Annotated in this window: 26 protein-coding genes and 3 tRNA genes; 12 read left to right on the top strand and 17 right to left on the bottom strand. The window is 69.6% G+C overall.

Translation table 11 applies throughout. The annotated features are described in order from the left end of the window. Positions 1–53: 53 nt before the first annotated feature. Complete coding sequence (locus tag ACGFIS_RS09480; RefSeq protein ID WP_392901656.1) at positions 54–791, top strand: alternative oxidase; 738 nt, start codon at positions 54–56, stop codon at positions 789–791. Positions 792–864: 73 nt separating this feature from the next. Further along, positions 865–2,454 carry a CocE/NonD family hydrolase gene (locus tag ACGFIS_RS09475; RefSeq protein ID WP_392901654.1) on the top strand — a complete coding sequence of 530 codons (1,590 nt, stop codon included), beginning with the start codon at positions 865–867 and terminating at the stop codon, positions 2,452–2,454. 75 nt (positions 2,455–2,529) lie between these two features. Here ACGFIS_RS09475 and ACGFIS_RS09470 read toward each other — a convergent pair whose 3' ends face one another. Then, positions 2,530–2,670, bottom strand: a complete 141-nt coding sequence (locus tag ACGFIS_RS09470) for a hypothetical protein (RefSeq protein ID WP_392901652.1) — start codon at positions 2,668–2,670, stop codon at positions 2,530–2,532. Continuing rightward, on the bottom strand, positions 2,670–3,152 hold the full coding sequence (locus ACGFIS_RS09465; RefSeq protein WP_392901650.1) for a helix-turn-helix domain-containing protein: 483 nt from the start codon (positions 3,150–3,152) through the stop codon (positions 2,670–2,672). The genes ACGFIS_RS09470 and ACGFIS_RS09465 overlap by 1 nt, the downstream gene beginning before the upstream one ends. A 277-nt stretch (positions 3,153–3,429) precedes the next feature. On the opposite strand from ACGFIS_RS09465, the gene ACGFIS_RS09460 reads away from it, so the two are divergent. Beyond that, on the top strand, positions 3,430–3,990 hold the full coding sequence (locus ACGFIS_RS09460) for an ArsR/SmtB family transcription factor (RefSeq protein WP_392901648.1): 561 nt from the start codon (positions 3,430–3,432) through the stop codon (positions 3,988–3,990). A gap of 117 nt (positions 3,991–4,107) precedes the next feature. After that, positions 4,108–6,162: an MMPL family transporter gene (locus ACGFIS_RS09455; RefSeq protein ID WP_392901646.1), complete on the top strand. Its 2,055-nt coding sequence runs from the start codon at positions 4,108–4,110 to the stop codon at positions 6,160–6,162. Between the two features lie 381 nt (positions 6,163–6,543). Here the strand turns inward: ACGFIS_RS09455 and ACGFIS_RS09450 are convergent, their stop codons facing one another. Next, positions 6,544–6,933 (bottom strand): ATP-binding protein, encoded by a 390-nt coding sequence (locus ACGFIS_RS09450; protein ID WP_392970190.1) that lies wholly within the window; start codon positions 6,931–6,933, stop codon positions 6,544–6,546. Positions 6,934–7,070: 137 nt separating this feature from the next. On the opposite strand from ACGFIS_RS09450, the gene ACGFIS_RS09445 reads away from it, so the two are divergent. From ACGFIS_RS09445 to ACGFIS_RS09430, 4 genes are all read left to right on the top strand, one after another. Continuing rightward, on the top strand, positions 7,071–7,889 hold the full coding sequence (locus ACGFIS_RS09445) for a helix-turn-helix domain-containing protein (protein WP_392901641.1): 819 nt from the start codon (positions 7,071–7,073) through the stop codon (positions 7,887–7,889). Then, positions 7,880–8,071 (top strand): DUF397 domain-containing protein, encoded by a 192-nt coding sequence (locus ACGFIS_RS09440; protein ID WP_392901639.1) that lies wholly within the window; start codon positions 7,880–7,882, stop codon positions 8,069–8,071. The genes ACGFIS_RS09445 and ACGFIS_RS09440 overlap by 10 nt, the downstream gene beginning before the upstream one ends. Positions 8,072–8,380: 309 nt before the next feature. Then, on the top strand, positions 8,381–9,253 hold the full coding sequence (locus ACGFIS_RS09435) for a hypothetical protein (RefSeq protein ID WP_392901637.1): 873 nt from the start codon (positions 8,381–8,383) through the stop codon (positions 9,251–9,253). 320 nt (positions 9,254–9,573) lie between these two features. Then, the gene (locus tag ACGFIS_RS09430) at positions 9,574–10,185 is read left to right on the top strand and encodes a TetR/AcrR family transcriptional regulator (RefSeq protein ID WP_392901635.1); all 612 of its coding nucleotides are present in this window, start codon (positions 9,574–9,576) and stop codon (positions 10,183–10,185) included. Positions 10,186–10,284: 99 nt separating this feature from the next. Here the strand turns inward: ACGFIS_RS09430 and ACGFIS_RS09425 are convergent, their stop codons facing one another. Further along, complete coding sequence (locus ACGFIS_RS09425) at positions 10,285–11,385, bottom strand: biotin carboxylase N-terminal domain-containing protein (RefSeq protein ID WP_392901633.1); 1,101 nt, start codon at positions 11,383–11,385, stop codon at positions 10,285–10,287. Positions 11,386–11,475: 90 nt separating this feature from the next. Then, positions 11,476–12,381, bottom strand: a complete 906-nt coding sequence (locus ACGFIS_RS09420; RefSeq protein WP_392901631.1) for an oxygenase MpaB family protein — start codon at positions 12,379–12,381, stop codon at positions 11,476–11,478. Positions 12,382–12,467: 86 nt separating this feature from the next. Between ACGFIS_RS09420 and ACGFIS_RS09415 the strand changes: the two genes are divergently transcribed. Continuing rightward, positions 12,468–13,082: a TetR/AcrR family transcriptional regulator gene (locus ACGFIS_RS09415; protein ID WP_392901629.1), complete on the top strand. Its 615-nt coding sequence runs from the start codon at positions 12,468–12,470 to the stop codon at positions 13,080–13,082. A gap of 138 nt (positions 13,083–13,220) precedes the next feature. Here the strand turns inward: ACGFIS_RS09415 and ACGFIS_RS09410 are convergent, their stop codons facing one another. Beyond that, positions 13,221–13,433: an EF-hand domain-containing protein gene (locus tag ACGFIS_RS09410; protein WP_392901627.1), complete on the bottom strand. Its 213-nt coding sequence runs from the start codon at positions 13,431–13,433 to the stop codon at positions 13,221–13,223. 140 nt (positions 13,434–13,573) lie between these two features. Next, positions 13,574–13,999, bottom strand: coding sequence for a MerR family transcriptional regulator (locus tag ACGFIS_RS09405; protein WP_392901624.1), 426 nt, complete (start codon positions 13,997–13,999; stop codon positions 13,574–13,576). Between the two features lie 117 nt (positions 14,000–14,116). Between ACGFIS_RS09405 and ACGFIS_RS09400 the strand changes: the two genes are divergently transcribed. Then, positions 14,117–15,343, top strand: coding sequence for a hypothetical protein (locus tag ACGFIS_RS09400; protein ID WP_392901622.1), 1,227 nt, complete (start codon positions 14,117–14,119; stop codon positions 15,341–15,343). 64 nt (positions 15,344–15,407) lie between these two features. On the opposite strand, the gene ACGFIS_RS09395 is transcribed toward ACGFIS_RS09400, so the two are convergent. The 6 genes from ACGFIS_RS09395 to ACGFIS_RS09370 all read right to left on the bottom strand — a co-directional run bounded on the left by ACGFIS_RS09395 (position 15,408) and on the right by ACGFIS_RS09370 (position 21,814). After that, entirely contained in the window at positions 15,408–15,899 is a 492-nt protein-coding gene (locus tag ACGFIS_RS09395; RefSeq protein WP_392901620.1) for a YcxB family protein, read from the bottom strand. 99 nt (positions 15,900–15,998) lie between these two features. Next, positions 15,999–17,030: a galactofuranose ABC transporter, permease protein YjfF gene (yjfF, locus tag ACGFIS_RS09390; RefSeq protein WP_392901618.1), complete on the bottom strand. Its 1,032-nt coding sequence runs from the start codon at positions 17,028–17,030 to the stop codon at positions 15,999–16,001. Continuing rightward, positions 17,027–18,094, bottom strand: a complete 1,068-nt coding sequence (locus ACGFIS_RS09385) for an ABC transporter permease (RefSeq protein ID WP_392901616.1) — start codon at positions 18,092–18,094, stop codon at positions 17,027–17,029. The genes yjfF and ACGFIS_RS09385 overlap by 4 nt, the downstream gene beginning before the upstream one ends. Next, positions 18,091–19,596 carry a sugar ABC transporter ATP-binding protein gene (locus ACGFIS_RS09380; protein ID WP_392901613.1) on the bottom strand — a complete coding sequence of 502 codons (1,506 nt, stop codon included), beginning with the start codon at positions 19,594–19,596 and terminating at the stop codon, positions 18,091–18,093. Before ACGFIS_RS09380 ends, ACGFIS_RS09385 begins: the two co-directional genes overlap by 4 nt. Before the next feature lie 104 nt (positions 19,597–19,700). After that, positions 19,701–20,669: an ABC transporter substrate-binding protein gene (locus tag ACGFIS_RS09375; RefSeq protein WP_392901611.1), complete on the bottom strand. Its 969-nt coding sequence runs from the start codon at positions 20,667–20,669 to the stop codon at positions 19,701–19,703. 89 nt (positions 20,670–20,758) lie between these two features. Beyond that, positions 20,759–21,814, bottom strand: a complete 1,056-nt coding sequence (locus ACGFIS_RS09370) for a LacI family DNA-binding transcriptional regulator (protein ID WP_392901609.1) — start codon at positions 21,812–21,814, stop codon at positions 20,759–20,761. A gap of 468 nt (positions 21,815–22,282) precedes the next feature. Between ACGFIS_RS09370 and ACGFIS_RS09365 the strand changes: the two genes are divergently transcribed. Together ACGFIS_RS09365 and ACGFIS_RS09360 are read left to right on the top strand one after the other, a co-directional pair. Then, entirely contained in the window at positions 22,283–22,846 is a 564-nt protein-coding gene (locus ACGFIS_RS09365) for a hypothetical protein (protein WP_392970187.1), read from the top strand. Between the two features lie 105 nt (positions 22,847–22,951). Then, complete coding sequence (locus ACGFIS_RS09360; RefSeq protein ID WP_392970184.1) at positions 22,952–23,755, top strand: SAM-dependent methyltransferase; 804 nt, start codon at positions 22,952–22,954, stop codon at positions 23,753–23,755. Between the two features lie 41 nt (positions 23,756–23,796). Here ACGFIS_RS09360 and ACGFIS_RS09355 read toward each other — a convergent pair. The 4 genes from ACGFIS_RS09355 to ACGFIS_RS09340 form a co-directional block, all read right to left on the bottom strand. Beyond that, a tRNA-Glu gene (locus tag ACGFIS_RS09355) sits at positions 23,797–23,869 on the bottom strand. A 393-nt stretch (positions 23,870–24,262) separates the two neighbouring features. Next, a tRNA-Glu gene (locus tag ACGFIS_RS09350) sits at positions 24,263–24,335 on the bottom strand. A gap of 24 nt (positions 24,336–24,359) precedes the next feature. Beyond that, positions 24,360–24,431: transfer RNA gene (locus tag ACGFIS_RS09345), tRNA-Gln, on the bottom strand. A 98-nt stretch (positions 24,432–24,529) separates the two neighbouring features. After that, positions 24,530–25,156 (bottom strand): DUF2461 domain-containing protein, encoded by a 627-nt coding sequence (locus ACGFIS_RS09340; RefSeq protein WP_392901603.1) that lies wholly within the window; start codon positions 25,154–25,156, stop codon positions 24,530–24,532. Positions 25,157–25,164: the final 8 nt, after the last annotated feature.

Raw genomic sequence — 25,164 nt, 5'->3', positions numbered from 1 at the left:
TGTCTCTCAGCGGCCGATGCCCGGGCCCACGCCGTACACGCAGCATCATCGGCATGACGAACACGACGCAGACCCTCACCCGCCCCGAGTCCCCCGTCCACGCCGGCCCGCCGAAGCTTTCCCCGACGCAGCTGCGCGCCGCTCAGATCGAGACCCTCGAAAGCCCGCGCCTGAAGTACGGGCTACTGGCCCGGATGCTGTTCAAGCAGATGGACCTCGTCTACGGCCGCGAGGGCACGCTCGTGAAGTTCGCGATGCTGGAGTTCATCGCCCGCGTCCCCTACCAGGCGTGGGAGCGGATGGGCTACTTCTCGCTGTCGCGGCACCGCCGCCGTTCCGCCCTCGCCAAGCGCGTCTACGAGCGGATCGTGGAGACCCGCGAGGAGCAGGACAACGAGCAGTGGCACCTGCTCATCCTCCAGGACCTCGTCCAGCGCGACGGGCTGAAGCAGTCCTTCGTGCTGCACCGGCTGGCGCCGTGGCTCGTGGCGTTCTTCTACTACCACGTGTCGTGGCTGCTGTTCCTGGTGCGGCCCGAGCTGAGCTACCGGCTCAACGCCGACTTCGAGGACCACGCCGAGCACGAGTACATGTCGTACGTGGCCGGGCATCCGGAGCTGGAGCACGCGCCCGCGCCCACGACGTACGCCGCCGAGTACGGGGAGTACGACTCGGTCGCCGACCTGCTGCGCCAGATCGGGCACGACGAGCGGATCCACAAACTGGACAGCCTGGTGAACATGCGGGCACCCCGCTTCCAGGACGCGCCCGCATCAAAGATCGTCAGTTGATTGACTGTCGGAGCGAGGCTGCCTAACGTCGGCCGCACCCGCCGGACGCACCCGCCTGAAGAGCGAGGCCAACGTGACGAAGCTCGACCGTCCCGCCCTGCCGTCCGTCACCGTCCTGGACCAGCCGATCGAGATGCGCGACGGGACCGTCCTGCGCGCGGACGTGCACCGGCCGGCGGGTGACGGGCGGCACCGGACCGTCCTGGTCCGCAACCCCTACGGTGAGCCGGTGTTCCGCTCGGTGCCGGTGACGCCGTACCTGCGGGCGGGGATGGCGGTCGTCCTTCAGCACTGCCGGGGCCGGGGCGCCAGCGACGGGGAGTTCGCCCCGTGGGCCGACGAGGGACGCGACGGCGCCGACACGGTCGACTGGATCACCGCGCAGCCCTGGTCGGACGGCGAGGTCGTCGCGGTCGGCAACTCCTACCTGGCCGGATGCGCGCTCCAGCTCGCGGCGGAGCGGCCCGGAGCGCTCAAGGCCGTGGCCGCCGCGATGACCCCGCACGACTTCTACGACGGGCTGAACTATCAGGGCGGTGCGTTCGCGCTCGGTTCGGCGTTCTTCTGGGCCACCACCCAAGGTCTCCTCGGCGCACTGCACGACATGGCGGCCGGCGAGGACGCCGGGGCCCGCCTGGGCGCGCTGACGCGGGCACTGGCCGATCCGGGCGCGGCCATGTCCACCGTGCCGCTGCGGGACGCGCCCGGTGTCGCGGACGCGTTCCCCCACTGGCGCGACTGGGTGGACCACCCGGAACGCGACTCCTACTGGACGGACGCGGCCGAGACCCTGCGCCACGACCGGATCGACGTTCCCGTCCTGCACACTGCGGGATGGTTCGACGTCTTCCTGCGCGGAACCCTGGAGAACTACAGCCGCATCCCCGGTGGACGTCTCATCATCGGACCGTGGACGCACATGTCGCAGATGGCGGGCGTCGGCGAACTCCATTTCGGTCATGCCGCCTCCGCGCAGTCCGCACTGCTGGAGCGTTCACAGCTGGAGTTCCTCAAGGGGAACACCGAAGGGCCGAAGGTCAGGTACTTCACGATGGGCGCCGACGTCTGGCGGGAGGCCGGATCATGGCCGCCGCCCGGCGCGGCCGACACCCGCTACTACCTGCACTCCGACGGTTCCCTGTCCCGTGACGCGCCCGCCGGGGACGAGGCGCCCTCCCGGTTCGTGCACGACCCCGCCGACCCCGTCCCCACCCACGGCGGGCCGCTGCTGCTGCACGACCCCGTCAACGTCGGCCCCCGCGACCAGCGGGCCATCGAAGAACGGCCCGACGTGCTCTGCTTCACCTCGCCCGTCCTCGACCGGGACGTGGAGGTCACCGGCCCGGTCACGGCCGTCCTGCACGCGGCGACCTCCGCGACCGGCGCCGACTGGACGGCCAAGCTCGTTGACGTGTGGCCCGACGGCCGCGCGATGAACGTGCTGGACGGCATCGTCCGCTCCCCCGGCGACCGGGCCCGGCACGAGATCGATCTGGCCGCCACCAGCCAGACCTTCAAGGCCGGGCACCGGATCAGGGTGCAGATCGCCTCGTCCGACTTCCCGCGGTTCGACCGGCACCCGGCGATGACCCGCGCCGAGCAGACGGTCTTCCACGACGCCGCCCGCCCCTCCTGGATCACCCTGCCGATCATGTCCGAGTGACATTCCAGCCGTGTCCCGGGACGGGGAGCAAGCATGATCACGCTCATCGGGAAGCCGTCCGCCTGAGCGCGGACGTCAGGACGCGGCGAGCGCGATGCCGCTGCCCAGCACCACGGAGAAGGCCGCGGCCGCGACGGCGACCACCGAGGCGCCGCGTCCAGGGCGGTCGGCGGTCCGGCGGGCCGTCCGGCCGTCCGGCCGTCCGAACAGCGGCACTAGGCGCGTTCCCGGCCGGGTCCTTCGTGCGCCGCGCCGCCGTTCCGCTGCCGGTCGGCGGCGGCGGCGCCGAGGATCATCTCGTCGACGACCCAGCGGGCCTCCGGGGACAGGTCGACGAGGGCGCGCAGCACCTCGGGCCGGATGACGCCGTGCTCCACGTCCCTGCCCAGCGCCTTGAGCGTGAGGTCGTCGCCGATGGGGCCGGACTCACTGGCGAAGCCGAAGAACCCGATCGGCACGCCGAAGAACGTGGCGAGCGCCGTGAGGGTCTTGAGCTGCGGATTCTCCTGGCGTCCGGTGCGCAGTTTCCACACGGTGGTGGACGAGATGTCCCCGCCGGTGGCGCGCGCGATGGCGGCGGCCGTCTCCACGTTGTTGCGCGGCGGCCCGGCATCGGCCGGCCACAGGTTCCGGATCAGCCATTCGACCTTCTCGGCCAGCGTCGCCCCCGGCGACACCTCGAGCATGCGATCGCGCATCGTTCCCCTCCCACCGACCTCAGTGACTTTAGTTGACCACGGCCGGGCTCGTCCGCCAACGACACACGCGCCCTCCGAAAGCCGCGGGGCCTGCGATTCGTGCCCTGCCACACGACCGCGCCCGTCCGGGCGAATCGGGCAACGACGGAAAAGAGCCGCCGGGACTAGACGCCTCCTCCTTCTCAGGTCTTGGCCCCTCCTCCCCTTACTCCTCCTCCACGGTGAACTTTGCCAAGAACCGTTGCAAAGGTCCTTTGTAACTTCTAGCGTCGTGAGCATGAAGGATCAGCCGGCGCCCAGGGCGATCACCGATCCGCAGCAGGTGCGGCTGCTCGCGCACCCGTTGCGGCGGCGGATCGCCGAGATCATGCGGCGCGGTCCCGTCTCGTCCACGACCCTCGCCCGCGAGCTGGGGCAGAGCACCGGCTCGACGAGCTACCACCTGCGGCAGCTCGCCAAGCACGGGTTCGTCGAGGAGGCGCCGGAGCTGGCGCGCGGCCGGGAGCGCTGGTGGCGGGCGGTGCCCGCCGATCGGCGGCTCCCCCCGTACAGCGAGCAGTCGCCGCAGATGCGCGAGGCCGTGGAGGACCTGACCCGCCTGGAGCTCGCGAACGAACTCGACGCGCTCACGCGCTTCCAGGAGGGACGTGACGAGATGGGCCCATGGGCGGACGCCCTGCTCTTCTCGTTCTCCACCATCACGCTGACGCCGGAGCAAGTGCGGCCCTTCTTCGAGGAGTACATCGCGCTCCTCTACCGCTTCAAACACTCCGACGACGACCCGCCGCCGGACGCGCGCACCCTCCACGCCAGGTTCCTGGCGTTCCCGGAGGTCTAGAGCCCGGACCGCCGAGTTGCCGCTCGGCGGCCCGGACGGGTGGAAGCCCCGCATCACCACGCCGGAAAGGTGTGTTCGCACGCGACACGAAACCCCCACCGGAAAGGAGAGCACCTCATGCTGCTCTCGCGCAAACGATCGCCCCGCCTGCTCAAATGGGCGGTCCTTCTCGCCTGGGTCGTGATCACGATCCTGGCCGTCCCGGCCGCGAGCCGCCTCCCGGACGTCGTCGAGGCGAACTCATCGGCCGAACTCCCCCGCGGCGCCCAGGCGACCCGGGTGGAGGAACTGACGTCCCGTTTCCCCGGCGGCGAACTGGCACCCGGCATCATCGCCTACGTCCGCCCCTCGGGCATCACACCCGGCGACCGCGCGAAGGCCGAGGCCGACCGCCGCGCCCTCACCCCCATCGCCGCCGCGACGATCGACCCGCCGCAGCCGTCCCGCGACGGCAAGGCGCTCATGCTGAACGTGCCTCTCACTGACGACGACACCCTCAGCGACAAGGCCGGGAAACTCCGCGAGACCTCCCGGGCGGGCGCACCACCCGGCCTGGAAGTCCACCTGACGGGCCCGGCCGGCTCGGCGCTCGACGTCGGCGACGCCTTCGAGAACCTAGAGAAGCCGGTCCTCATCATCACGATCCTCGTCGTCACGGCCGTCCTGCTGCTCACTTACCGCAGCCCCGTCCTGTGGCTGCTGCCGATCGTGAACGCGGCGATCGGCCTGCAGGTCGCGGGCGCCGTCGTCTACCTCCTCGGCGAGCACGCCGGCCTCTACGTGGCGGACGGGATGTCCGCCATCCTGAACGCCCTGGTCTTCGGCATCTCGACCGACTACGCGCTGCTCCTCCTCGCCCGCTACCGCGAGGAACTGCGGCGCCACCCCGACCGCCACCGCGCGATGGCGATCGCGCTCCGCCGCGCCGCCGCCCCCATCGCCGCGTCCGCCGCGACGGTGTCCCTCGGCCTGCTGTGCCTGCTCGCCGCCGACATGGGCTTCAACTACGCGCTCGGCCCGATCGGCGCCATCGGCGTGCTGGGCGGCCTGGTCGTCGTCATGTCCCTGCTGCCCGCCCTCCTCGTCGTCTTCGGACGCTGGATCTTCTGGCCCCGCATCCCCCGCTACGGCGACGGCCCGCCCGCCCGCGGCGCCTGGGACCGCATCGGCCACCGCATCGCCGCCCGCCCCCGCCTGATCTGGATCGGCGGCCTCGCCGTCCTCGGCGCCCTCTCGACCGCCGCCCTGGGCATCAACACCGGGCTGGACCGAGCCGACTTCCTCACCACCACACCGAGTTCCGTCATCGGCGAACGTGCCCTGGCCGAGCACTACCCCGGCGGACAGGGACGCCCCCTCCAGGTCATCACCGAACAGCAGGACACGGCCTCCGTGACCACCGCGCTCCAGAACTCACCCGGAGTGGCCCGCGTCGGCGACCCCCTGCCCTCCACCGACGGCCGCCTCACGAACCTCGGCGTCGTCCTCACCGACCCACCCGACAGCGATGCGGCCGAGGACACCGTCCGCGGCCTCCGCGAGACCATCCCGGACGCCATCTTCGGCGCGAGCACCGCCATGGAGATCGACCTGGCCGACGCACAGTCCCACGACCGCCGCGTCGTGATCCCGCTCGTCCTCGGCGTCGTCCTCCTCATCCTGATGGCACTCCTCCGCGCCCTCGTCGCCCCGCTCCTGGTGATCGCCACGGTCGTCGCGTCCTACTTCGCCGCCCTCGGCGCGTCCTGGCTGCTGTTCCGGTACGCCTTCGGCTTCCCTGCCGTCGACACCCAGGTCGCCCTGATGGGCTTCCTGTTCATGGTGGCGCTGGGCGTGGACTACAACCTGTTCCTCGTCTCCCGCGTCCGCGAAGAAGTGGGACGCAGCGACCACCGCACCGGCGTCCTGCGCGGCCTGGGCGTGACCGGGGGCGTCATCTCCAGTGCCGGCCTGGTCCTGGCCGCCACCTTCGGCACCCTCGGCATCATGCCGGTCACGATGATGGTGCAGATCGGCGTCCTGGTGTCCGTCGGCGTCCTCATCGACACCTTCTTCGTCCGCTCCGTCATCGTCCCCGCCCTGGCCCTGGACACCGGCCCCCGCTTCTGGTGGCCCGCCCACCACACCAAGGCCCCACCCCAGAAACGGCCCAGGGAAGTAGCACATCACTGACAAAGGAAAGGCCGGACGGCCAGAACGCACCGAACGTCCTGGCGGGAACCCTGCGCCTGATGAAGGACGCGAGCGAGAAAACGAGCCGCCGCTCCCCCTTCGCTGGTGGTCGGGCGAGGACGGCGCAGACTACGCCGTCAAGGACGGCACCGCCGCCGTCTTCGAAAGGGCATTGTTCGCCGCGCAGGCGAAACGGGAATCCGGCCAGGTGCACGCCTTCAGGTTGTCCGCCGACCAGGTGCAGCCCATCATCCAACGCCTCACCCAGAAGGAGCCAGCAACCAACATCACCCCCGCGCCAGGGCATGGGGCGCGTCACGGCTGAGAGGATTTCGGCCGGGGCGCGGAGGGACGGTCGGGGGGCCGTCCCTCCGCCTTTCTTCACGGATTGAGGACCGCGAAGACGACCTTGCCGACGTCGCCGGCCAGCGGCCGGGCACCCCAGCATCGGGTGAACTGCTCCACGACGAACAGGCCACGGCCCGACTCACCGTTGATGTCCGCGCTCTCGATGCGCGGCATGCCGCACGTGGAGTCCTGAACCTCCACCCACACCGCACCGTCGCCGGTGCGTCCGATGCGGAAGATCACCTCGTCGTCGGCGGTCGTCGCGTACCGGATCGCGTTGGTGACCAGCTCGCTCGCGATCAGGCACGGGACGAAGTCGTCCACGTCCCAGCCGCCCATCACGAGCCGGATGAACCTGCGCACCTCCGCCACGGCCTTGAGGTCCCGTTTGACCGTCATCTCGCCGTGCACCGCCTCGCCCACCAGCTTCTCCTCACTGTGTGTGTCGTACAACACACAGTGAGCCAGAATCCGGGTTACGGTGTGCTTACCGGGCGCAACTGGTGGTGACTGGGAAGCCGCTGGCGAAGCCTGGTAATTACCCCCGAGAGGTAGGAGCCATGCCCCCAAGGCGCCAACGCCCCCGAGAAGCCCCCGCCCTCGTCGCCTTCGGACGCCAGATGCGCCGAATGCGAGAGGCCAAGGAGGTCAAGCAGGAGACCATCGCCCATCTCACGAAGATGAGCGGTGCACAGGTGAGCCGTATCGAGACCGGTAAGAGGCGTGCCTCACGATCCTTCGTGCAGATCGTGGACGATCACCTGGAGGCAGGTGGCTCACTCCTCAACCTGTGGGAGGACCTGAACAAGGACGGCCGACCAGTGCCGATTTGGTTTGATTGGCCGGAAATGGAAGCTGACGCAGCGATGCTGATCACCTGGCAGCATTCCGTGATCCCCGGCCTGGTCCAGACTCCCGCCTACGCACTCGCGATCCTGCACAACAACCAGGCCGCTGCGGACGCGAGGATCGCCCGGCAGGCCATCCTCACCAAGGCCCCCGGGGACGACGAGGCATCCGTGCCCACGTACGTGATCCTGATCAACGAATACGCGCTCCACAACCCGGTCGGCACTCCCGAGACCATGAGGGAACAACTCGAACACCTCATCGAGATGAGCATGTTGCCCAATGTCACGGTTCAAGTAGTCTTGGGAAGTGGCGAGCACGATGGCAACATGGGCGCATTCGTGGTCGCGACGATGGACGATCGAAGCGAGGTCGCGTATATCGAGACGGCCGTACGCCCGATCACGACAGACGACCCCGCAGACCTGTCCGTCCTGGCGAAGACCCTTGTCGTCCTTCGCTCGCAGGCACTCACGGAACAGATGTCGCGCGAGTTCATCAGAAAGGTGGTCCAAGAGAAATGGACCTGAAGAACGCCAAGTGGCACAAGAGCAGCCGAAGCGGTTCCAACGGCGGTGACTGCGTCGAACTGGCGGGGCTCCCGGACGCTGTGGCCGTGCGGGACAGCAAAGACCCGGATGGGCCCGTCCTGCTGGTGACCGGCGCGGCGCTTCGCGCGGCCGTCCAAGCGGCCGCCCCCGCGACCCGCTAGACCATCCACGACGACCCTCGTCCAGGCGGCGGCCTCCGCGAACGTCCGAGGCCCCGCCGACCGATCCCCCGGCCCTCTGCCCCTCACGACCGAGGGCCAGGGGGCTGATCACCGTCCACCGGACGACCGGCGACCGGCGCGCCCGCACCAGACAGCCGAGACCCGACTCCGGCCTGCCGTCGTCCGCTCCCACCACACCGCCCGAACGCACCCCAGGCCGCAGCGCCTTTCAAGCCGCCCTCCGCCTCCCGCAACCCAAGCCGGGCATTAACAGCACGCGACCAATTGATTACTGGTAGTTTGCTCGCCATGCCGACGAGTGAACACGAGCTGCCGCTGGAGATGGTCCGCAACCGACCGCGGCTCGTCCCGACGATCATGCGGACCGTCTTCGGCCTGGACATGCCCGACGAAGGGCTGGCCACGCTGACCTCCGAGTCCTACGCGGGCCTGAACCCCGCCGAGCTGCGCTGCGACGCCACGGTGCTCCTGGACGACCCAGAGAGGCCCACCCACGGCGTCGTCGTGGAATCGCAGCTCCGCTTCAAAGCGGACAAGCTCTATAGCTGGCCCGCCTACCTGGCGCTACTGCGAAACCGCCGCAAGTGCCCGGTGACGCTCCTGGTGTTCTGCCGTGACCAGGCCGGCGCACGCAGCTGCGGCGCCCCGATCGACATGGGACACCCAGGCTGGGTTCTCAAGCCCCTGACCGTCCACCCCGGCATGCTCCCGCCCGTCACCGATCCCGCCCAAGCCCGCCGGCTTCCCGAACTCGCCATCCTCAGCGCCCCCGCCCACGCGGCCACTGGCGGACCCCACACCAAAGCGGTCCTGACCAGCGTGAAGGCCGCCCTCGATGAAATCCACGAACACGGCGGCGACAACGGCCGCTTGTACTATGACTACCTGATGACACAGCTCTCTGAGCCCGCCCGCAAGGTCCTGGAGGGAACGATGAACATCGCCGACTACGAGTGGCAGTCGGACTTCGCCAAAACCCACCAAGCCGAAGGGGAAGCCAGAGGCGAAGCGAAGTCGGTGCTCCTGTTCCTGCAAGCACGCGGCATCGACGTCCCCGACGACATCCGCGAGCGCATCACGAGCTGCACCGACACCGACCAGCTCGAACGCTGGGTCCAGCGCGCCGCCGTCGTCGACACCGCCGACGAGCTCCTCGACTGATCCCTCCAGCCCGACAGGCTCCCGAGAGCACAGTGGGCATCAGGACCGTGGACTTCACGAACAACAGGCAGTCCCCGCTTGCCGATCTCGCATCGACGAGCTCGGCCGCTGGGTCCGGCGCGCCGCCCTCTTCACAGATCCGGCCGCAACCGCGCCAGGTCGTTCTTGGCCCGGGCCGCTGTCACCCGGTTTCATCGTCGAGATCACCGGACTCGCCACCGCTGGGGCCGTGTCGGTACTCTGGGCATCTTGACGCGGGAACGGCGAAGCCGGCGACAGCGGCACGTTCCTGCGCCGAGCTGACGAAAGGAGCCGCGAGGGTGGCTGACGCCAGTCCCAAGCCGCGGCTGCGGGCACCGGCACGGAGAGCTCTGATCATGGCGGCGGCGTTGAGGGCCTTCGCCGCGAAGGGCTATCACGGTGTTTCGCTGGGTGAGATCGCCGCGGCCGCCGGGGTGGCGCGGACGGTGATGTACGACCACTTTCCGTCCAAGCGGGTGCTGCTTCTGGCGGTCATGCAGGAAGAGAACGCGGCACTGGTCGAGCACGTGGGGTCCCGCATCACCGGCTCCGGGTCCGCCGAGGATCGGATGCGCTCCACGATCGACGCCTATTTCAGCTTCGCCCAGAGCCGCCCGGATGCCCGGCGCCTGCTGTTCGACCGGACCGACGAGAACGATCCGGAGATCCGCATCGTCCGAGAGGGCATGCGCGAATCGCGCACACACGCGGTGACGGCCTTGCTGGCCGAGGACATCCGTGCGATGGGCGTGACACCGGGCGACCCGATCGCCGACGCGATGGTCGAGCTGATCATCAGCGGCCTCGACGGCGTCGCGCACTGGTGGGAGGACCAGCCCGACATGCCCAGGGAGATAATCGTCGAGGGAGCGATGCGCCTGCTGTGGAGGGGCCTCGGGAACGGACGCTGAAGCAGGCGGGCCCGAGGGCCACGTCCCGGTCGCCCGCCGCCGGTCCTCGAATCCGCGGTTGCCGGACACCGGATGAGGCGCCCGGCAGGAAACGCCGCGTCAGCCCAAGGCCCGGCCACCGGTCCTCCCCCAGTTCGAAGGATTGCCGCGGCTGCGGCCGAGGCCGCGGGGTCGACACTGTCCGCCACGGTCGCGGTCGGTCTGTTCGGGCAGGGGAAGCGATGCGCGCAGGTTCTCCTCCAGGCCGAGGTCACCGACCGTGTCCCCGCGCGCCAACCGCAACTGTGCGGCGAACAGATCCAGTCCGGCCAGCCGTTCGGTGACGAAATGGCCGCTGTGCAGGCGCGGATCGACGCCGGTCAAGTAGAAGCGCCTGCTGGGCGTCAGCAGGAACGTCATCGTGCCCACGCCGCGGTAGGCGACCGCGTCGGCTAAGCGCAGTGCAGCGTCGAGCAGCAGGAAGCGTGTGGAGGCGGCGAGTCCGCCGGCCGGTGCCAGCCATCCGGTTCGGTGCGTGCGGCGTGGGAGCGGCTGCCGCTCCCACAGGTGCGCGACCTGCCGTCCGTCACCCGCGATCTGAACCTCCACGCGGCCGGCCTGTTCCAGGAACTCCTCGATGTACACCTCCGTACTCTCCGGAGGCGAGCCCGTTCCGGCCAGCCGGGCATGGACCCGGTCCAGGTCGGCGCGGCCGGTGACCACGTGTCCGCCCTGTGGGCCGCGGCTGGACACCGGACGAATCAGGGCCGCCCGCCCCTGCAGGGCGGCCAAGAACTCTTCGGCGTCATCCCAGGAGACGGGGCCCGGCGGCCCGGGCGCGACCGGTACGCCCACCGCGTCGGCCAGGCACCGGACGAGACCGCGATCATTGACGATCTTCAGAACGCCCGCGGGCGGCCCGACCACCGTCAGCCCATGGCGGGCGCAGCGGCGGGCGAACCCCGCGTCCCGGCTGAGCGCCCCTCGTCCCGGGTGGACAAGGCCGGCGTCCGCCCGCGCGGCCGCCCACAGGATTCGTTCGGCGGCGGCATGCCGGCGGTTTCGCGATCCGGCTTCGTCCGACTCGACGCGGCGCGGGTCCTGCGGATGTTCTTCGAGGAGCTCTCGCAGTGCGAACGGATGCCACCCCAGATCGGCGGCGGCCTGCGCTATCCGGATGGCGGTCTTGCCCTGGTCTGCGATCAGCAGCGTACGGCTCATGACGCCCTGCCCGTAGTCGGTCTGGTTCGTGACCCGGCTTCGTCGGTGCGGAAGCGGCCCCGGCCGGGTGGTTCGGCTCGTGGGCGACCGTCACTCCCTCGGGTGCGGGCGGTAGCGTTCGCGGCGCGTCTTGGCTCCGATGATCCTCATCGCCGTCAGCAGGGTCCACCGGTTGACGCGGCGTGGCAGCGGACGGAGCGTCACGCGGATCATCGTCGCCATCCGGTCGAACCGGCGCTGCTCGCGGGCGGACCATTCGATGCCGAGACGGTCCCTGACCGGCTCGGGAAGGCAGCCGATCGCGACGAGCGTGCCGAACGGCCGCAGGATCGGCCGGTGCATGCGGATGACGAACCTCGGCACGAACGGCACCGCGCCGACGCCCTCGGTGCGGGCGATCTGGATGCATCGCGCGGCGGGGGGCGTCAGCTCCAGACGTTCGGCGCAGAAGGCCGTGAACGCGTCCTGGAACGAGCCGTAGTCGGGTGGAACCGGACGCGTCGTCACGCCGTAGCGTTCGTACCAGGTGACGGTTTCGCGGTAGAGCCGCTCATGGTCGGCCGGAGCCAGCATGCCGGCCGGGAGGAACAGCTCCGCGGTACGGAACATGTGCCAGGTGAAGGTGGCATGCGCCCACCAGAAGGTTTCGGGATCGAGGGCGTGGAATCTGCGGCCCGCCGAGTCCACACCCTTGATGTCCAGATGCAGATCGCGGATCCGGCGCGCGCGGTCCGCCCCGTCCGGCTCGAAGATGGTGGCCCAGATCTGCGGAACGGACCGCCAGATCCGGCCGAACGGGTCGTCGAAGAAGCCCGACTCCTCGGCGACGGCCGTCCCCAGCGGCGGATACATGAGCTGCAGCAGTCCGGTGGCGCCGCCCGGCACGGCGGCGCGCAGGTCGCCGGCGATTCGCCAGAGCAGCGACTCGGGCCCCAGAGGCGCGTCGCCGGCCGATGGGGCACCCGGCAGACCGGTGAAGGCTTCAGGTGTCGTCATCCGAGACCTCCTCCCCTTTCTGGGTCGCAACAATGACACAAGAATGTTGCAAGCGTCCAGACCCAGGTGACGGCATAATGACCGCCGTGAGCGTCCCGACCCCACCTGGCCTCGTCGAACGTCTGCCTCCGCCACCGGACGAGAAGGTCCGGCCGTTCCTGGAAGCCGCCGCCACCTGCCTGACCCGGTACGGCCTGTCCCGTTGCTCGATGGCCGACATCGCCCGCGAGATGGGCGTGTCGCGCAGCACCGTGTACCGGCAGCTCGGTTCGGTCGAGAACGCCGCCTGGCTTCTGGCGTCGCGAGACCTGCACGCCTTCTACGACACGCTTCCGGAGTTGTTCGCCGGCGCCCACGGCCCCGAAGTGATCCTCCGGCCGCTCGCCGCGCTGGTGCGCCAGGCATGGTCGAACCCGATACTGAGCAAGCTCCTGCAGGACGAACCCGACTTCGTCGGCCGTGCGTTCACCTCCCACGCCAACGCCATGCTCGACCAGGGTGCGCGGATGCTGGCCCCGCTCTACCAGGCCCTGATGGACGCCGGCAGCATCCGCCGCCAGGACCCCGACGCGCTCGCGCACTGGATTCTGCGGGTCTTCGTGATGCTCACCATCGCACCGCCCCCGACCGACCTCGACCGGCTCCTGGAGGACATGCTGCTCCCCGTCCTCGCTCCCCCGCCGGAATCAGAGCGTTCATGAGCCGTCCCACGCCCACGGCACGCACCGGGCGGTCGGGCGCCGCCTTCGGCAGAGCATGGGCGTGGGCTATGCAGGCTGCGTCCAGCGCATGCACCGCACCAGCCCAGGCACGTCAAGGCCCTGGGCGTTTCACCGTGATCAGTCGGCGAGGAACTCCCTGTAGGAGATTTCGCCGTCGGCGTTCTTGTCGGCGGTGGCGATGTAGGCGTCGATCTCCTCGACGGAACGAGGGTCGCCGGACGCGGCGAACGCGGCGATGAGCTCGTCCCGGCCGAGGTAGCCGGAGCCGTCGGTGTCGAGCGAGCGGAACTCGGCCAGATGATCGGTATCGGGGTTCTCATGCTTGCCCATGGATTGCTCCAATCGTCGGTTCCCCCGACAGCGTAGAGGGGGCTCTCGAGGAGACCGCGGGCCGTCCGGCTCGGTCCATGAATCCGCGCGCGGCCGCGCCGCGTCGCCCAGGGGCCGAACTGCGGCGCGGCATGTCGAGGTCAGTGGCGGTGAGCCTCTTCGAGGGATGTACCGGCCAGGCGGGCCGCGACCTTGCCGGCGAAGTGGGGGCAGTCGAAGACGTCCTCGTGCGGGCAGTCCAAGGAATGGGTGATGGCGATCCGCGCCGCCTGGGCCTCGGCTATCCGTCGATCAAGCTCGGTGATCTTGCGTTGGGCCAGCTCCCGCCAACCGCCGGCCGATGAACCGGGGTCGAGGAGCGCTTTGAGATCGCGCAGCGTGAAACCGGCATCGCGCAACAGCAGGATCACGCCGACCTGCCCGACCGCCGCCGGCGCATAACGCCGCCTGCCCGAGACACGGACCGGCGCCGGCAGCAGGCCGAGCTCCTCCCAGTAGCGCAGGGCGGAAGTGGCGACACCGGTACGGCTCGCCAGCTCCCCGATCGTCAACCGCTCGTCCGCCATGGTGACGTCAAGCGTACTTGAAGCCGTTCACCGGCGACCGTCTCTACTCCGGGAGACCTGGACAGTTGTCTGATCTACTGTCTATATTGCGGGCGGTACACCTTTGGAGGGGACCTGATGCCCAGCCGCTACGCACGCCTGAGCCGCGACCAGCTCACCACGCTGGTCCCGGAGCTGTTGCTCATCGGTCACCTCATCGACCGGGCGGGGATGCCGTTCTGCCTGGAGGCATGGGGCCAGGACCAGATGACGCAGATCGCCATCGAGGAATGGGCCGGCGCCAGTCCCATCTACACGCGGCGGATGCAGAGGGCCCTCCGGTTCGAGGGCGACGACGTGCCCACGATCTTCAAGGGAATGCAGCTGGACATCGGTGCGCCGCCGCAGTTCATGGACTTCCGCTACAGCGTGACCGACCCGTGGCACGGGGCGTTCCACCTGGACCACTGCGGAGCGCTGCTGGACGTCGAGCCGATGGGCCCCGGCATGGTCAAGAACATGTGCCACGACATCGAGGACCCCACGTTCGACGCCACCGCCGTGGCCACCAACCCGAAGGCCCAGATGCGGCCGATCCACCGCCCGCCGCGCGAACCGGCCGACAAGCACCCGCACTGCGCCTGGACAGTGGAGATCAACCCGGACTCACCCGGCGTCGAGGCGATCCCGGCTCTGGCGGTCAACGAGCGTTCGCACGCCGCCTCACTCGTCCTCGATGACATCGATCCCGCCCAGGACGGTCTGAGCGACTACAGCGGCCCCCTGGTGGACGACCTCGATTTCGGGGCCTTCTCCCATTCGGCGCTGGTCCGCATGGCCGACGAGGTGGTCCTGCAGCAGCATCTGCTGAATCTCTCGTTCCAGCTGGCCGTACGGCAGCGTGCTGCAGAAGACGAGCAGGTGTTCCACCGGGTCGCGCTGCGCCAGCTCATCGGGCACGCCGGGGTGGCCGCCGAGCGCCTGCACCGGGCGCTCGGCCTGTCGGACACCCCGCAGGACGCGGCCCAGGTCATCGAACTGCACCCGCTGATGAACCCGGCACCGTACGTCGGCCTCAGCCGGGACGGAGAGTCGATCACGGTGTCGTCGTCGCCGGCGCACCGGGACGGCGGCTGGCTGCCCCTCTGCACGCCCGGCGAACCCGATGCCCTGCGGTCGATCGTCCGTGCGGTCAACCCCTACCTGGACGTCGAGATGACCGGCACCGCCACCGACTGGACGGCGCGGGTCGTCCTGACGGGCACCGCCGCTCCGGAGTCCGGAGAGGTCGCGGTTACGAAGATCAGCAAGGGCGCCGCGTTCCGGTTCGAACCCCGCAGGTCCCTGCCGCTCTTCGTGAAGTGACCGGCCCGTGAAGTGACCGGCCGTGAAGTGACCCGCCGGCGGTCCAGCGGCGCCGGGGCCGGGCTCAGGCGGCCTTCGCGTTCTCCCACGCGGCGAAGAACCCGCCGAGTTCGGCCTGCTGCTCGCCGTCGAAGGCGTTCTTGGGGAGGAACGCCGCGATCTGCCTGTTGATGAAGAACAGCCAGAACTCCGGTGTCGTCTCGACCCGGCTGAACATGGACCACGTCATCTTGACGGTGTACTGGTCGGTGCGGGTCTCGTACCCGTCATCGGTGACGTGCAGCGTCGTGGGCACGCAGAGGTAGGTGAGCTGCCGCGCGGCGAGCCGGCGAATCGCCCGGGTCGCCGCGATCGCCGCGATCGGGGCCGCGGCCGCCGCGACGAGCATGCCGACGCCGATGAAGACGTCGCCGATCAGGAAGCAGACCAGTCCCGCCGCGACCAGGACCGTCGGTAGTACCACCAGGTAGACCACCCTGAGCTGCCGCTTGAGGCCCAGACGCAGCGCCCGAGCCACCTCATCCGTAGAGGGTTCGTATCTGATCGTGATGTCCATCTGGCCGCCTTCGTCCGATGCGTTGGACATCATTCACCGGACCGACGGCCACGGCAAACCGCGTCGTGCGGCTGTCCCGGCGGCAGCCGCACGACGCGTTCAGACCGCCGGCTTGTGTTCGGCGGTCACCGGCTCGTGTGTGGAGGCGGAGCGGGCTCGTCTGCGGGTGCCGACCAGGCGCTGCAAGGCGATGAAGGCGAACAGGAGGACGCTGATCGCGATGCGCGTCCACCATGAGCTGAGCGTGCCCTCGAAGGTCAGCATGGTCTTGATGACGGCCAGGACCAGGACGCCGAGCAGGGTGCCGAACACGTACCCGGAGCCGCCGGTCAGGACGGTGCCGCCGATGACGACGGCTGCGATGGCGTCGAGTTCCATGCCGACGGCGTGCAGGCCGTCGCCGGACAGGGTGTAGAAGGCGAACAGGACGCCGCCGAGGGCCGAGCAGAACCCGCTGATGGCGTACACCTGGATCTTCGTGCGGGCGACGGGCAGCCCCATCAGCAGCGAGGACTGCTCTCCTCCGCCGATCGCGTAGACGTTGCGGCCGGTCCGCGTCCAGTGCAGGACGTACACGGCGACCGCGAAGACGACCAGGGCGATGACCGCCCCCGCGGAGACGCGGACGTCGCCGGGCACGGTGATCCGGTTGAGCGCGACGCCGTCGAAGAAGCCGTTCTCGATGGAGATCTGTTTCTCGCTGATGGTGAAGCACAGGCCGCGGGCCAGGAACATCCCCGCGAGCGTGGCGATGAACGGCTGGATCTCGAAGGCGTGGATGACGTAGCCCATGGCGGCGCCGAACACCGTCCCGACGAGCAGCACGACCACGATCACCAGCGGTCCGGGCACGCCGAGCCTCGACGTTCCGACCGCGCACAGCATGCCCGACAGGGCGACGACCGACCCGACCGACAGGTCGATGCCGCCGCTCAGGATGACGAACGTCATGCCGATGGCGACGACGAGCAGGAACGCGTTGTCGATGAACAGGTCGGCGAAGACCTGGGCGGTGCCGAAGTTCTCGTACCGCAGTGCCCCGGTGACGAACGCCAGGACGAACAGGCCGAGCGTGACGAGGACCGGGACGTGCCGGCGGTGTACCGCGGGCAGGGCGAACGCGGTGGTCATGCGGGGATCTCCACTTTCTTGTCCGCGGGGGGCGGGTCCGTGGGCGGTGGAACGGGACGGCCGGGACGGCGGCGGGCGACCTTGGCGCGGAACGCCGGGGACTGGAGCAGGCACACGATGGTGACGACGACGGCCTCGAACACCAGCGTGGTGCGCGGCGGGATCCCCGCGGTGTAGATCGTCGTGTCCAGCGTCTGGATGATGAGCGCGCCGACGACGGTGCCCGCGATGGAGAACCGTCCCCCGGTGAGGGCCGTACCGCCGAGCACCACGGCCAGGATCGCGTCCAGCTCGATCCACAGGCCGGCGTTGTTGCCGTCGGCCGCGGACACGTCCGAGGCGATCATCCACCCGGCGACCCCGGCGCACATCCCGCAGAACACATACCCGAGCACGATCAGCCCCGACGCGCGGATGCCGACGAGCCGGGACGCCTCGGCGTTGCCGCCGACCGACTCCAGCAGCATCCCGAGCGCGGTCCTGCGGGCGAGCACGGCCGCGGCGGCCACGGCGGCCGCCACGATGAGCACCGCGACGGGCACCCCCAGCAGATGGCCGCCGCCGATCGTGGAGAAGCCCGAGTCCTGGTCGATCGTGATGATCTGCCCGCCGGTGATCAGCTGGGCGATGCCGCGTCCGCCGACCATGAGGATGAGCGTCGCGATGATCGGCTGGATCGTCAGCCGGGTGACCAGGAGCCCGTTCCAGAGCCCGAGCGCCAGGCACAGCGCGAGGCTCACCGCGAGCGCGACGGTCAGCCCGTGCCCCTCGCTGATCAGGTAGCAGGCCATCGCTCCGCTGATCGCCACCACCGAGCCCACCGACAGGTCGATGCCGCCGGTGGCGATGACCATGGTCATGCCGAGCGACACCATGATCAGCGGGGCGCCGAACCGCAGGATGTCGATCAGGCTGCCGTACAGGTGCCCCTGCCGGACCTTGATGGTGAGGAAGTCCGGTGTGAAGGCCGCGTTGACCAGCAGCAGCAGGACGAGAACCGCGACCGGCCAGAACAGCCGGTGCCTCGTCAGGTGCGCCAGGTTCGCGCGGTTCATGACGCTCATGACGCTCCGTTCGCGATCGTCTCGAGGAGGCGCTCCGGGGTGAGCGACCCGTCGTTGGCGAGTTCGGCGACGAGCGTGCGGTCCCGCAGCACCTCCACCTTGTGCGAGAGGCGCAGGACCTCCTCCAGTTCGGCGGAGATGAACAGCACGCCCATGCCGTCGTCGGCGAGGGACACGACCAGCTTCTGGATCTCGGTCTTGGCGCCGACGTCGATGCCGCGGGTCGGCTCGTCCAGGATCAGCAGCCGGGGCCGGGTGATGAGCCAGCGCGCGAGCAGCACCTTCTGCTGGTTGCCGCCGCTGAGGTTGCGGACCGGCGTACCGGGGGACGGCGGCTGGATCCGCAGCGTCCTGATGTACTCGGCGACCAACTCGTCCCGGCGCTTCGGCGGCAGCGGCCTCGTCCAGCCGCGGGCCGCCTGGAGGGCGAGGACGATGTTCTCCGCGACGGTCAGGTCCATGACCAGGCCGTCGCCCTTGCGGTCCTCGGGGCAGAACGCGATGCCGCGGTCGATCGCGGCGCGCGGCGTCCGCAGCGCGACGGTCTCCTCCCCCACCCGGACGTGCCCGGTGTCGGCGGCCTCCGCGCCGAACACGAGCCGCGCCAGTTCGGAACGTCCCGACCCGAGCAGCCCGGCCAGGCCGACGACCTCGCCCTCGTGGATCTCCAGATCGACCGGAGTGATCGCGCCGGTCCGCCCGGCGCGCTCCAGGGAGAGCAGCCGCTTCCCGCGCGTGATGGCGGGCGCGGCCTCTTCGAGTTCCTCCAGGTCGTGCAGTTCCTGGCCGGTCATCCGGGACACCAGGTCGAACCGGCCGAGGTCGCCGATCGGGTACTCCCCGACCAGCCCGCCGTTGCGCAGGACCGTGACCCGGTCGCAGATCTCGTAGATCTGGTCGAGGAAGTGCGAGACGAACAGGATCGCGACGCCGTCCCCGCGGAGCCGCCGCATCACCGCGAACAGCCGCTCCACCTCGCCGCGGTCGAGGCTGGACGTCGGCTCGTCCAGGATCAGGACCTTGGCGTCCAGGTCGACCGCCCGCACGATCGCGACGAGCTGCTGGACGGCGAGGGACTGCGTGCCGAGCGGCGCGGCCACATCGACGTCCAGGTCGAGCCGGGCCAGCAGCTCGGCGGACCTGCCCCGGATCCGCGGCCAGTCGATCCGGCCGAACCTGCGGGGCTCGCGGCCGATGAAGATGTTCTCCGCCACCGACAGGTTGGGGCAGAGGTTGACCTCCTGGTAGACGGTGCTGATGCCCAGCCGCTGGGCGTGCGTCGGGTCGTGGACCCGCCTCTCCTCACCGTCCAGTGTCATGCGGCCCGCGTCCGCCTGGTGGACGCCGGTGAGGACCTTGATCAGCGTGGATTTCCCGGCGCCGTTCTCGCCCATGAGGGCATGGATCTCGCCCGGGAACAACCGGAAGGCCACGTCGTCGAGCGCACGCACCCCCGGGAACTGCTTGGAGATTCCGGTGACCTCCAGGACGGGCTCAGCCACGATGCCCTCCTTCTCTTCCTGGCTTCGTCGGCTTCCTGGCTTCGTCCCTGACGGCTCCCGCCGCGTCCGCGGCAGACGGGCGGACGCGGCGGGGGCCACGGGGGTCAGTACTTCCGGGTCGGGAGGGCCTTCTCGGCGGCCGCCTGGTCGAAGACCGTCTCCTTGGTGATGATGCGCCGCTCGACGGGCTCGTCGGCGTTCACCTTCTTGACGATGTCCATGAGCTGTCCGCCGAGGAGCGGGTTGCACTCCACGATGAAGTTGATCTTGCCTTCGGCGAGGGCCTTCATCCCGTCCTTGACCGCGTCCACCGTGATGATCTTGATGTCCTCGCCCGGCTTGAGCCCGGCCTCCTCGATCGCCTGGATCGCGCCGAGCCCCATGTCGTCGTTGTGCGCGTACAGGACGTCGATGTCCTTGTGGGCCTTCAGCAGGGCCTGCATGACCTCCTTGCCCTTGGCGCGGGTGAACTCGCCGGACTGGGAGGCGATCACCTTCAGGTTCGGGTTGGCCTTGATGACCTCCTCGAAGCCCTTCTTGCGGTCGATCGCCGGCGCCGCGCCGACCGTCCCCTCCAGTTGGACGATGTTCACCGGCTCCTTGGTGTCCTTGACCTCCTCCACCAGCCACTGGCCGGCCTTCTTGCCCTCTTCGACGAAGTCCGAGCCGAGGAACGTCACGTACATGGACGCGTCGGAGTCGACCGCGCGGTCGGTGAGCACGACCGGGATACCGGCCGCCTTGGCCTCCTTGAGGACTGCGTCCCAGCCGGTGACGACGACGGGCGAGAACGCGATGACGTCGACCTTCTGCTTGATGAAGGAGCGGATCGCCGCGATCTGGTTCTCCTGCTTCTGCTGGGCGTCGGCGAACTTGAGGTCGATCCCGGCGGCCTTGGCCTCCTCCTTGATCGACTTGGTGTTCGCCGTCCGCCAGCCGCTCTCGGCGCCGACCTGGGAGAAGCCCAGGGTGATCGAGCCGGAACCGGAACCGGAACCTGAGTCGCCGCAGGCGGTCAGTGCCGTCAGGGCGAGCGCCGTGCTCGCGGCCGCGGCGAGGATTCTTCGCAACATCGGGGGTTTCTCCTTCGAGGGACAGCGGTGATGTTAGCGCTAACATCTCCGGACAGGGACGGTACGGGACGAGAGGGGACGACAGGGGATCAGGCGCGGCGGGCCGCGGTGCTTTCGCGGACGATGAGTTCGGGGCCGACGACACGCCGGCCGTGGGCGCCGCCCGCGTCGGGACGGCCGATACGGTCCATCAGCAGGGTGAACGCGTGCCGCCCGACCTCGCCGAAGTTCTGCCGGACGGTGGTCAGGGGCGGAGAGAAGTACGGGGACTCGGGGACGTTGTCGAAGCCGACCACGCTGACGTCCTGGGGGATCCGGCGGCCCGCCTCGCGCAGCGCGCGCAGCAGGCCGAGGGCCATGGCGTCGTTCGCGGCGAACACCGCGGTGACGGACGGGTCATGAGCGATCATCCTGCCCAGGTCATAGCCGGACCGGGCGGACCAGTCCCCCACCAGGGAGTCGGGTTCCCGGCACCGCCCGGCCGCCAGGGCCGCACGCCAGCCGGCCACCCGGCCGCCGGCGTCGACCCAGTCGGCCGGACCGGACAGATGCCACACCGTCTCGTGCCCCATGTCGAGGAGATGCCGCGTGGCCCGCACCGCCCCGACATGCTGGTCGACCGCCGCCAGCGGGAAGGGCAGTTCCTCCGCCGCGCCGACCACCACGATCGGCAGGTCCGGGGGAAGGTCGCGCAGCCCCTCGGCCGCCGACACGTGCGGCGCCACGATGATGATGCCGTCGACCGCCTGACCGCGCAGCCTGTCCACGGCCTCGCCGATCGACCGGCGGCTCAGCGCGCTCAGGCTGACGATGCTGATCAGGTAGTCGTTCTCGCGCGCCGCCCGCTCGATGCCGTACACCGTGGAGGCCGGGCCGTAGAGCGTCGTGTCGAAGCTGACGACGCCCAGCACGCCCGACCGCCCCGTCACCAGAACCCGCGCGGCCACATTCGGCCGGTAGTCCAGCGCGCGGACCGCGGCGAGCACCCGGGCGCGGGTGGACGCGCGCACCTTCCCGGGCGAGTTGAGGACGCGGGAGACGGTCATGGCCGAGACGCCGGCGAGCGCGGCCACGTCCTCCATGAGGACGCGGCGCCCCTCGGCCGGGCCCCGATCGGCCGGACGCCGGCCCGTCGACTCGCCCATCGTGGCCTCCAGGTGCCGAACACGCTTGCAGGAATGTTTGCGATAACGCGTTCAGCTGTCAATACCCCGACACCCGAATCACGCGTCAGATCATCGACAGAGCAGGGAATCAACCCGAATCACCCGTCCTGAAGATTCGCAGCCGGGCGGGCATTGACGGGACAAACCGATAGCGCTAACACAGGTCAGGGCGTGAGAACGGCGCGCGGCATCAGCTGGCGCGCCGTCGGGTCCCAGCCGAACTCCCCCACCCGGCCGACCTCGCTCGGTCTCGCGGGTGATGTGCCGCATCCCGTCCCCTCTGAGGATGAAATGCACCCGCGATCGGAGAGGAACCATGAACGCACATCGGTGGACCACCCTGTTGGCCATGAGCTGGTCGGCGGTGACGGCCGGGCTGGGACATGGGCCCTGTTCGCCGTGGCGGGCTGCCTCATCTGGGCCGCCTTTGCGGTGACGTCATACCGGGTGAGCAGGGGCCGCTGCGCCATCTGCGGCCGGTGCGGCGCCGCCTGGACTCTCCCGGAGTCCGCCGCCCGCTGGGGACGCAAGCTCACGATCGCCGCCGCGCTCATGCCCCTGCCTTACGGGCTCATCCGCCTGACCTGGTTGACGCCCTGGCCGGTCGCGTTCCCCGAGGACGCGGGGTGGGGTGTCTGGATCACCGGGATCCTGCTCGGCTTCGCCTCGGAGGGCGGCGCGCTCATGACCCGTGGCCTCATCCGCCCCTGGGGCGAGGTGTGGCCGAGATGGGTTCCCGCGCTCCACGGCCGCTCCATCCCGGTCGCCGTGCCGACCTTCGCAGCGCTCACGGCTTCGGTGATGCTCGCCCTCCTCACCGTCTTCGTCGCCATGGAGACCGCCAGTGGCGACGCCGACCTGCTGGGCACGGTGGTGTTCGTGCCACTCGGCCTCTGGGGGCCGCTGCTCGCCGGTGCCGCCCTGGCGTACTACTACCGGCGGCGAACCACCTGTGCCCACTGCCACGAGGGGCCACCGGTCCGGCGAGAGCGGATCGCGCTCAGCGCGTGATCACGTCCACACCCCGTCCGTGGCCTCTTCGGGACGTGGCACTTCCGCAGGGAGGTTCCCGTCCCCCAAGATGGATGGCCCGGCCCGCTCTTTCAGGGAGTCCCCATGGGTGAAGACGCGGCGATGGACAGAATCGACACGAGCGTGCCGCATTCGGCGCGAATCTGGAACTACTGGCTCGGCGGCAAGGACAACTACCCGGTCGATCGTGCCGCCGGTGACCGGTACCGGGAGACGTTCCCGGGCGTGGTCGACGTCGCCCGCGCGTCCCGGCTGTTCCTCACCCGGTCGGTCCGGTACCTGGCCGCCGAGGCGGGCGTCCGCCAGTTCCTCGACGTGGGGACGGGCCTGCCGACGGTCGACAACACGCACGAGGTCGCCCAGCGCGTCGCACCGGACGTCCGCGTCGTATACGTCGACAACGACCCGCTGGTGCTCGTCCACGCGCGGGCTCTGCTGACCAGCACGCCGGAGGGTCACACCGACTACATCGAGGCCGACCTCCACGACCCGGGCCACATCTCGGACGTCGCCGCCAAGGTCCTGGACTTCACGCGTCCCGTCGGGCTCATCCTGAGCGGGATCATGGGCCATGTTCCGGACGGTGACGAGGCCCGCTCGATCGTCCGGGCGCTGCTGGACCCGCTGCCGTCCGGCAGCCACCTCTCCCTCAACGACGGCACGAGCGTCGTCGCCGGCGAGGCGGTCGAGGAGGCCCAGAACGACTACAACGAGGGTGGCTCCATCCCGTACCGGCTGCGTTCCCCGGAGGAGATCGGCCGCTTCTTCGACGGCCTCGAACTGGTCGAACCCGGCCTGGTCTCCTGCCCGCTGTGGCGCCCCGAGTCGACCGCGCTCGGCGCCGGCACCCCCGTCGACGCCTTCGGCGCCGTGGGCCGCAAACCCTGAGAGCATGAAAAAACCGCAGATCATCCGATCTGCGGCCGATGTACCCCCGAGCGGATTCGAACCGCCGTTACCGCCTTGAGAGGGCGGCGTCCTAGGCCACTAGACGACGGGGGCCGGACACCCGAGCGATCTCCCGCTCGGACCTGGTCCACCCTACCGGACGCCACCCCCCGCCTCGACCCGTTTTCGGCCTGGCCGACGCTGCCCCGCATGCCGGCCCGCACCGGTCGCCTAGCCAATGCAGCTTCTCGGACGTCGCAGATGAAATGTCTCGCGCGGCAGCCGATGGGACGGAGGGGCCAACCTCTGGCGATCCCATGTGCGGGCACTGGGCCAGGCCGGATCCGGTGCGGTTCTTGGAAGGTGCGACGGTGCAGAGAACGTTCCTGCGCGTACGCGCCGGCCCATGTGAGGACGAACCCCGAACATCGGGGTTTCAGGGGTCGCCCCAGGAAAGACATCACTGGAGGCAAAGGCGAGAGCAACTCGACGAGCAGTCCGGCTGCGTACCCCCGAGCGGATTCGAACCGCCGTTACCGCCTTGAGAGGGCGGCGTCCTAGGCCACTAGACGACGGGGGCGTGGTCCACGGAGAGTGGACGCAGCTGGGGTACCAGGACTCGAACCTAGACTAAGTGAACCAGAATCACTCGTGCTGCCGATTACACCATACCCCAGTGAGGTACGGGCTTCCGTGCCGTTTCCGGCTGGTCGCTCGCGCCTCGATGAGAATACAGGACCTTGGGACTTCGACCAAAACGATTGACGCGGGAGGTCAGGCGGGAGGCCCGATGTGACGCCGGCCCCAGTCGACGAGGGGACGCAGGCGCCGCCATGACGCACGCACCCGGCTCACCACCTCGGTGGTCAGCATCCACGGGTCGGGCGGCCAGCCTTCGTGGGCGTAGAGCGAACGGTGCCGCAGGAGTTCCAGGCGGGGGTGGTCCGGTGGCGTGCCCCGGGGACGGGTCTTGAGCCGCTCTCCGGCGATCTCCATCCCGGCGGATCGCAGATCGTCCACGATGGCCTGGAGTTCCTTGCCGGACGTGTCGGAGCCGACGGCGGCGCGGTAGCGACGGAGCTGCTCGGGTGTCGGAGCGTACATTCCGCCCGCCGCCATCAGGCCGTCCGCGTCGATCTGGACGTAGAAGCCCTCACTCGTGTGGCCGCCCTGATGTGTTTTGTAGGGCGACTTGTCTTTGCTGAACCGGAGGTCGCGGAATGGGCGAAAGAGCTTGACCGCGCCGAACTCCTCCTCGAGTTCGGCGCACAACTCGCTCATCGGTTCGCGCACATGGCGTTCGTACGTCTCCTTGTGGGCCGTCCAGTACGACTTGCTGTTGTCGGCCTGCAAGCCCTCGTAGAACTCGAACGCCTCGCCGGTGAAGCCGCCGAACGCCATGGCTTCCC

Origin of the sequence: Spirillospora sp. NPDC048824, assembly GCF_043198455.1 — a bacterium.
GTDB lineage: Bacteria > Actinomycetota > Actinomycetes > Streptosporangiales > Streptosporangiaceae > Spirillospora.
Note: the sequence above shows the minus strand (reverse complement) of the source record. Positions and strands in the feature narration are given on the sequence as shown.

Coding starts and splice junctions, on each gene's coding strand:
- ACGFIS_RS09480 (WP_392901656.1), top strand. CDS start 54: ATGACGAACACGACGCAGACCCTCACCCGCCCCGAGTCCCCCGTCCAC.
- ACGFIS_RS09405 (WP_392901624.1), bottom strand. CDS start 13,999: ATGGCGGACGAGCGGTTGACGATCGGGGAGCTGGCGAGCCGTACCGGT.
- ACGFIS_RS09395 (WP_392901620.1), bottom strand. CDS start 15,899: ATGGACATCACGATCAGATACGAACCCTCTACGGATGAGGTGGCTCGG.
- ACGFIS_RS09340 (WP_392901603.1), bottom strand. CDS start 25,156: ATGGCGTTCGGCGGCTTCACCGGCGAGGCGTTCGAGTTCTACGAGGGC.
- ACGFIS_RS09375 (WP_392901611.1), bottom strand. CDS start 20,669: ATGTTGCGAAGAATCCTCGCCGCGGCCGCGAGCACGGCGCTCGCCCTG.
- ACGFIS_RS09400 (WP_392901622.1), top strand. CDS start 14,117: ATGCCCAGCCGCTACGCACGCCTGAGCCGCGACCAGCTCACCACGCTG.
- ACGFIS_RS09385 (WP_392901616.1), bottom strand. CDS start 18,094: ATGAGCGTCATGAACCGCGCGAACCTGGCGCACCTGACGAGGCACCGG.
- yjfF (WP_392901618.1), bottom strand. CDS start 17,030: ATGACCACCGCGTTCGCCCTGCCCGCGGTACACCGCCGGCACGTCCCG.
- ACGFIS_RS09465 (WP_392901650.1), bottom strand. CDS start 3,152: ATGCGCGATCGCATGCTCGAGGTGTCGCCGGGGGCGACGCTGGCCGAG.
- ACGFIS_RS09370 (WP_392901609.1), bottom strand. CDS start 21,814: ATGGGCGAGTCGACGGGCCGGCGTCCGGCCGATCGGGGCCCGGCCGAG.
- ACGFIS_RS09460 (WP_392901648.1), top strand. CDS start 3,430: ATGAAGGATCAGCCGGCGCCCAGGGCGATCACCGATCCGCAGCAGGTG.
- ACGFIS_RS09360 (WP_392970184.1), top strand. CDS start 22,952: ATGGGTGAAGACGCGGCGATGGACAGAATCGACACGAGCGTGCCGCAT.
- ACGFIS_RS09440 (WP_392901639.1), top strand. CDS start 7,880: ATGGACCTGAAGAACGCCAAGTGGCACAAGAGCAGCCGAAGCGGTTCC.
- ACGFIS_RS09435 (WP_392901637.1), top strand. CDS start 8,381: ATGCCGACGAGTGAACACGAGCTGCCGCTGGAGATGGTCCGCAACCGA.
- ACGFIS_RS09420 (WP_392901631.1), bottom strand. CDS start 12,381: ATGACGACACCTGAAGCCTTCACCGGTCTGCCGGGTGCCCCATCGGCC.
- ACGFIS_RS09445 (WP_392901641.1), top strand. CDS start 7,071: ATGCCCCCAAGGCGCCAACGCCCCCGAGAAGCCCCCGCCCTCGTCGCC.
- ACGFIS_RS09410 (WP_392901627.1), bottom strand. CDS start 13,433: ATGGGCAAGCATGAGAACCCCGATACCGATCATCTGGCCGAGTTCCGC.
- ACGFIS_RS09455 (WP_392901646.1), top strand. CDS start 4,108: ATGCTGCTCTCGCGCAAACGATCGCCCCGCCTGCTCAAATGGGCGGTC.
- ACGFIS_RS09425 (WP_392901633.1), bottom strand. CDS start 11,385: ATGAGCCGTACGCTGCTGATCGCAGACCAGGGCAAGACCGCCATCCGG.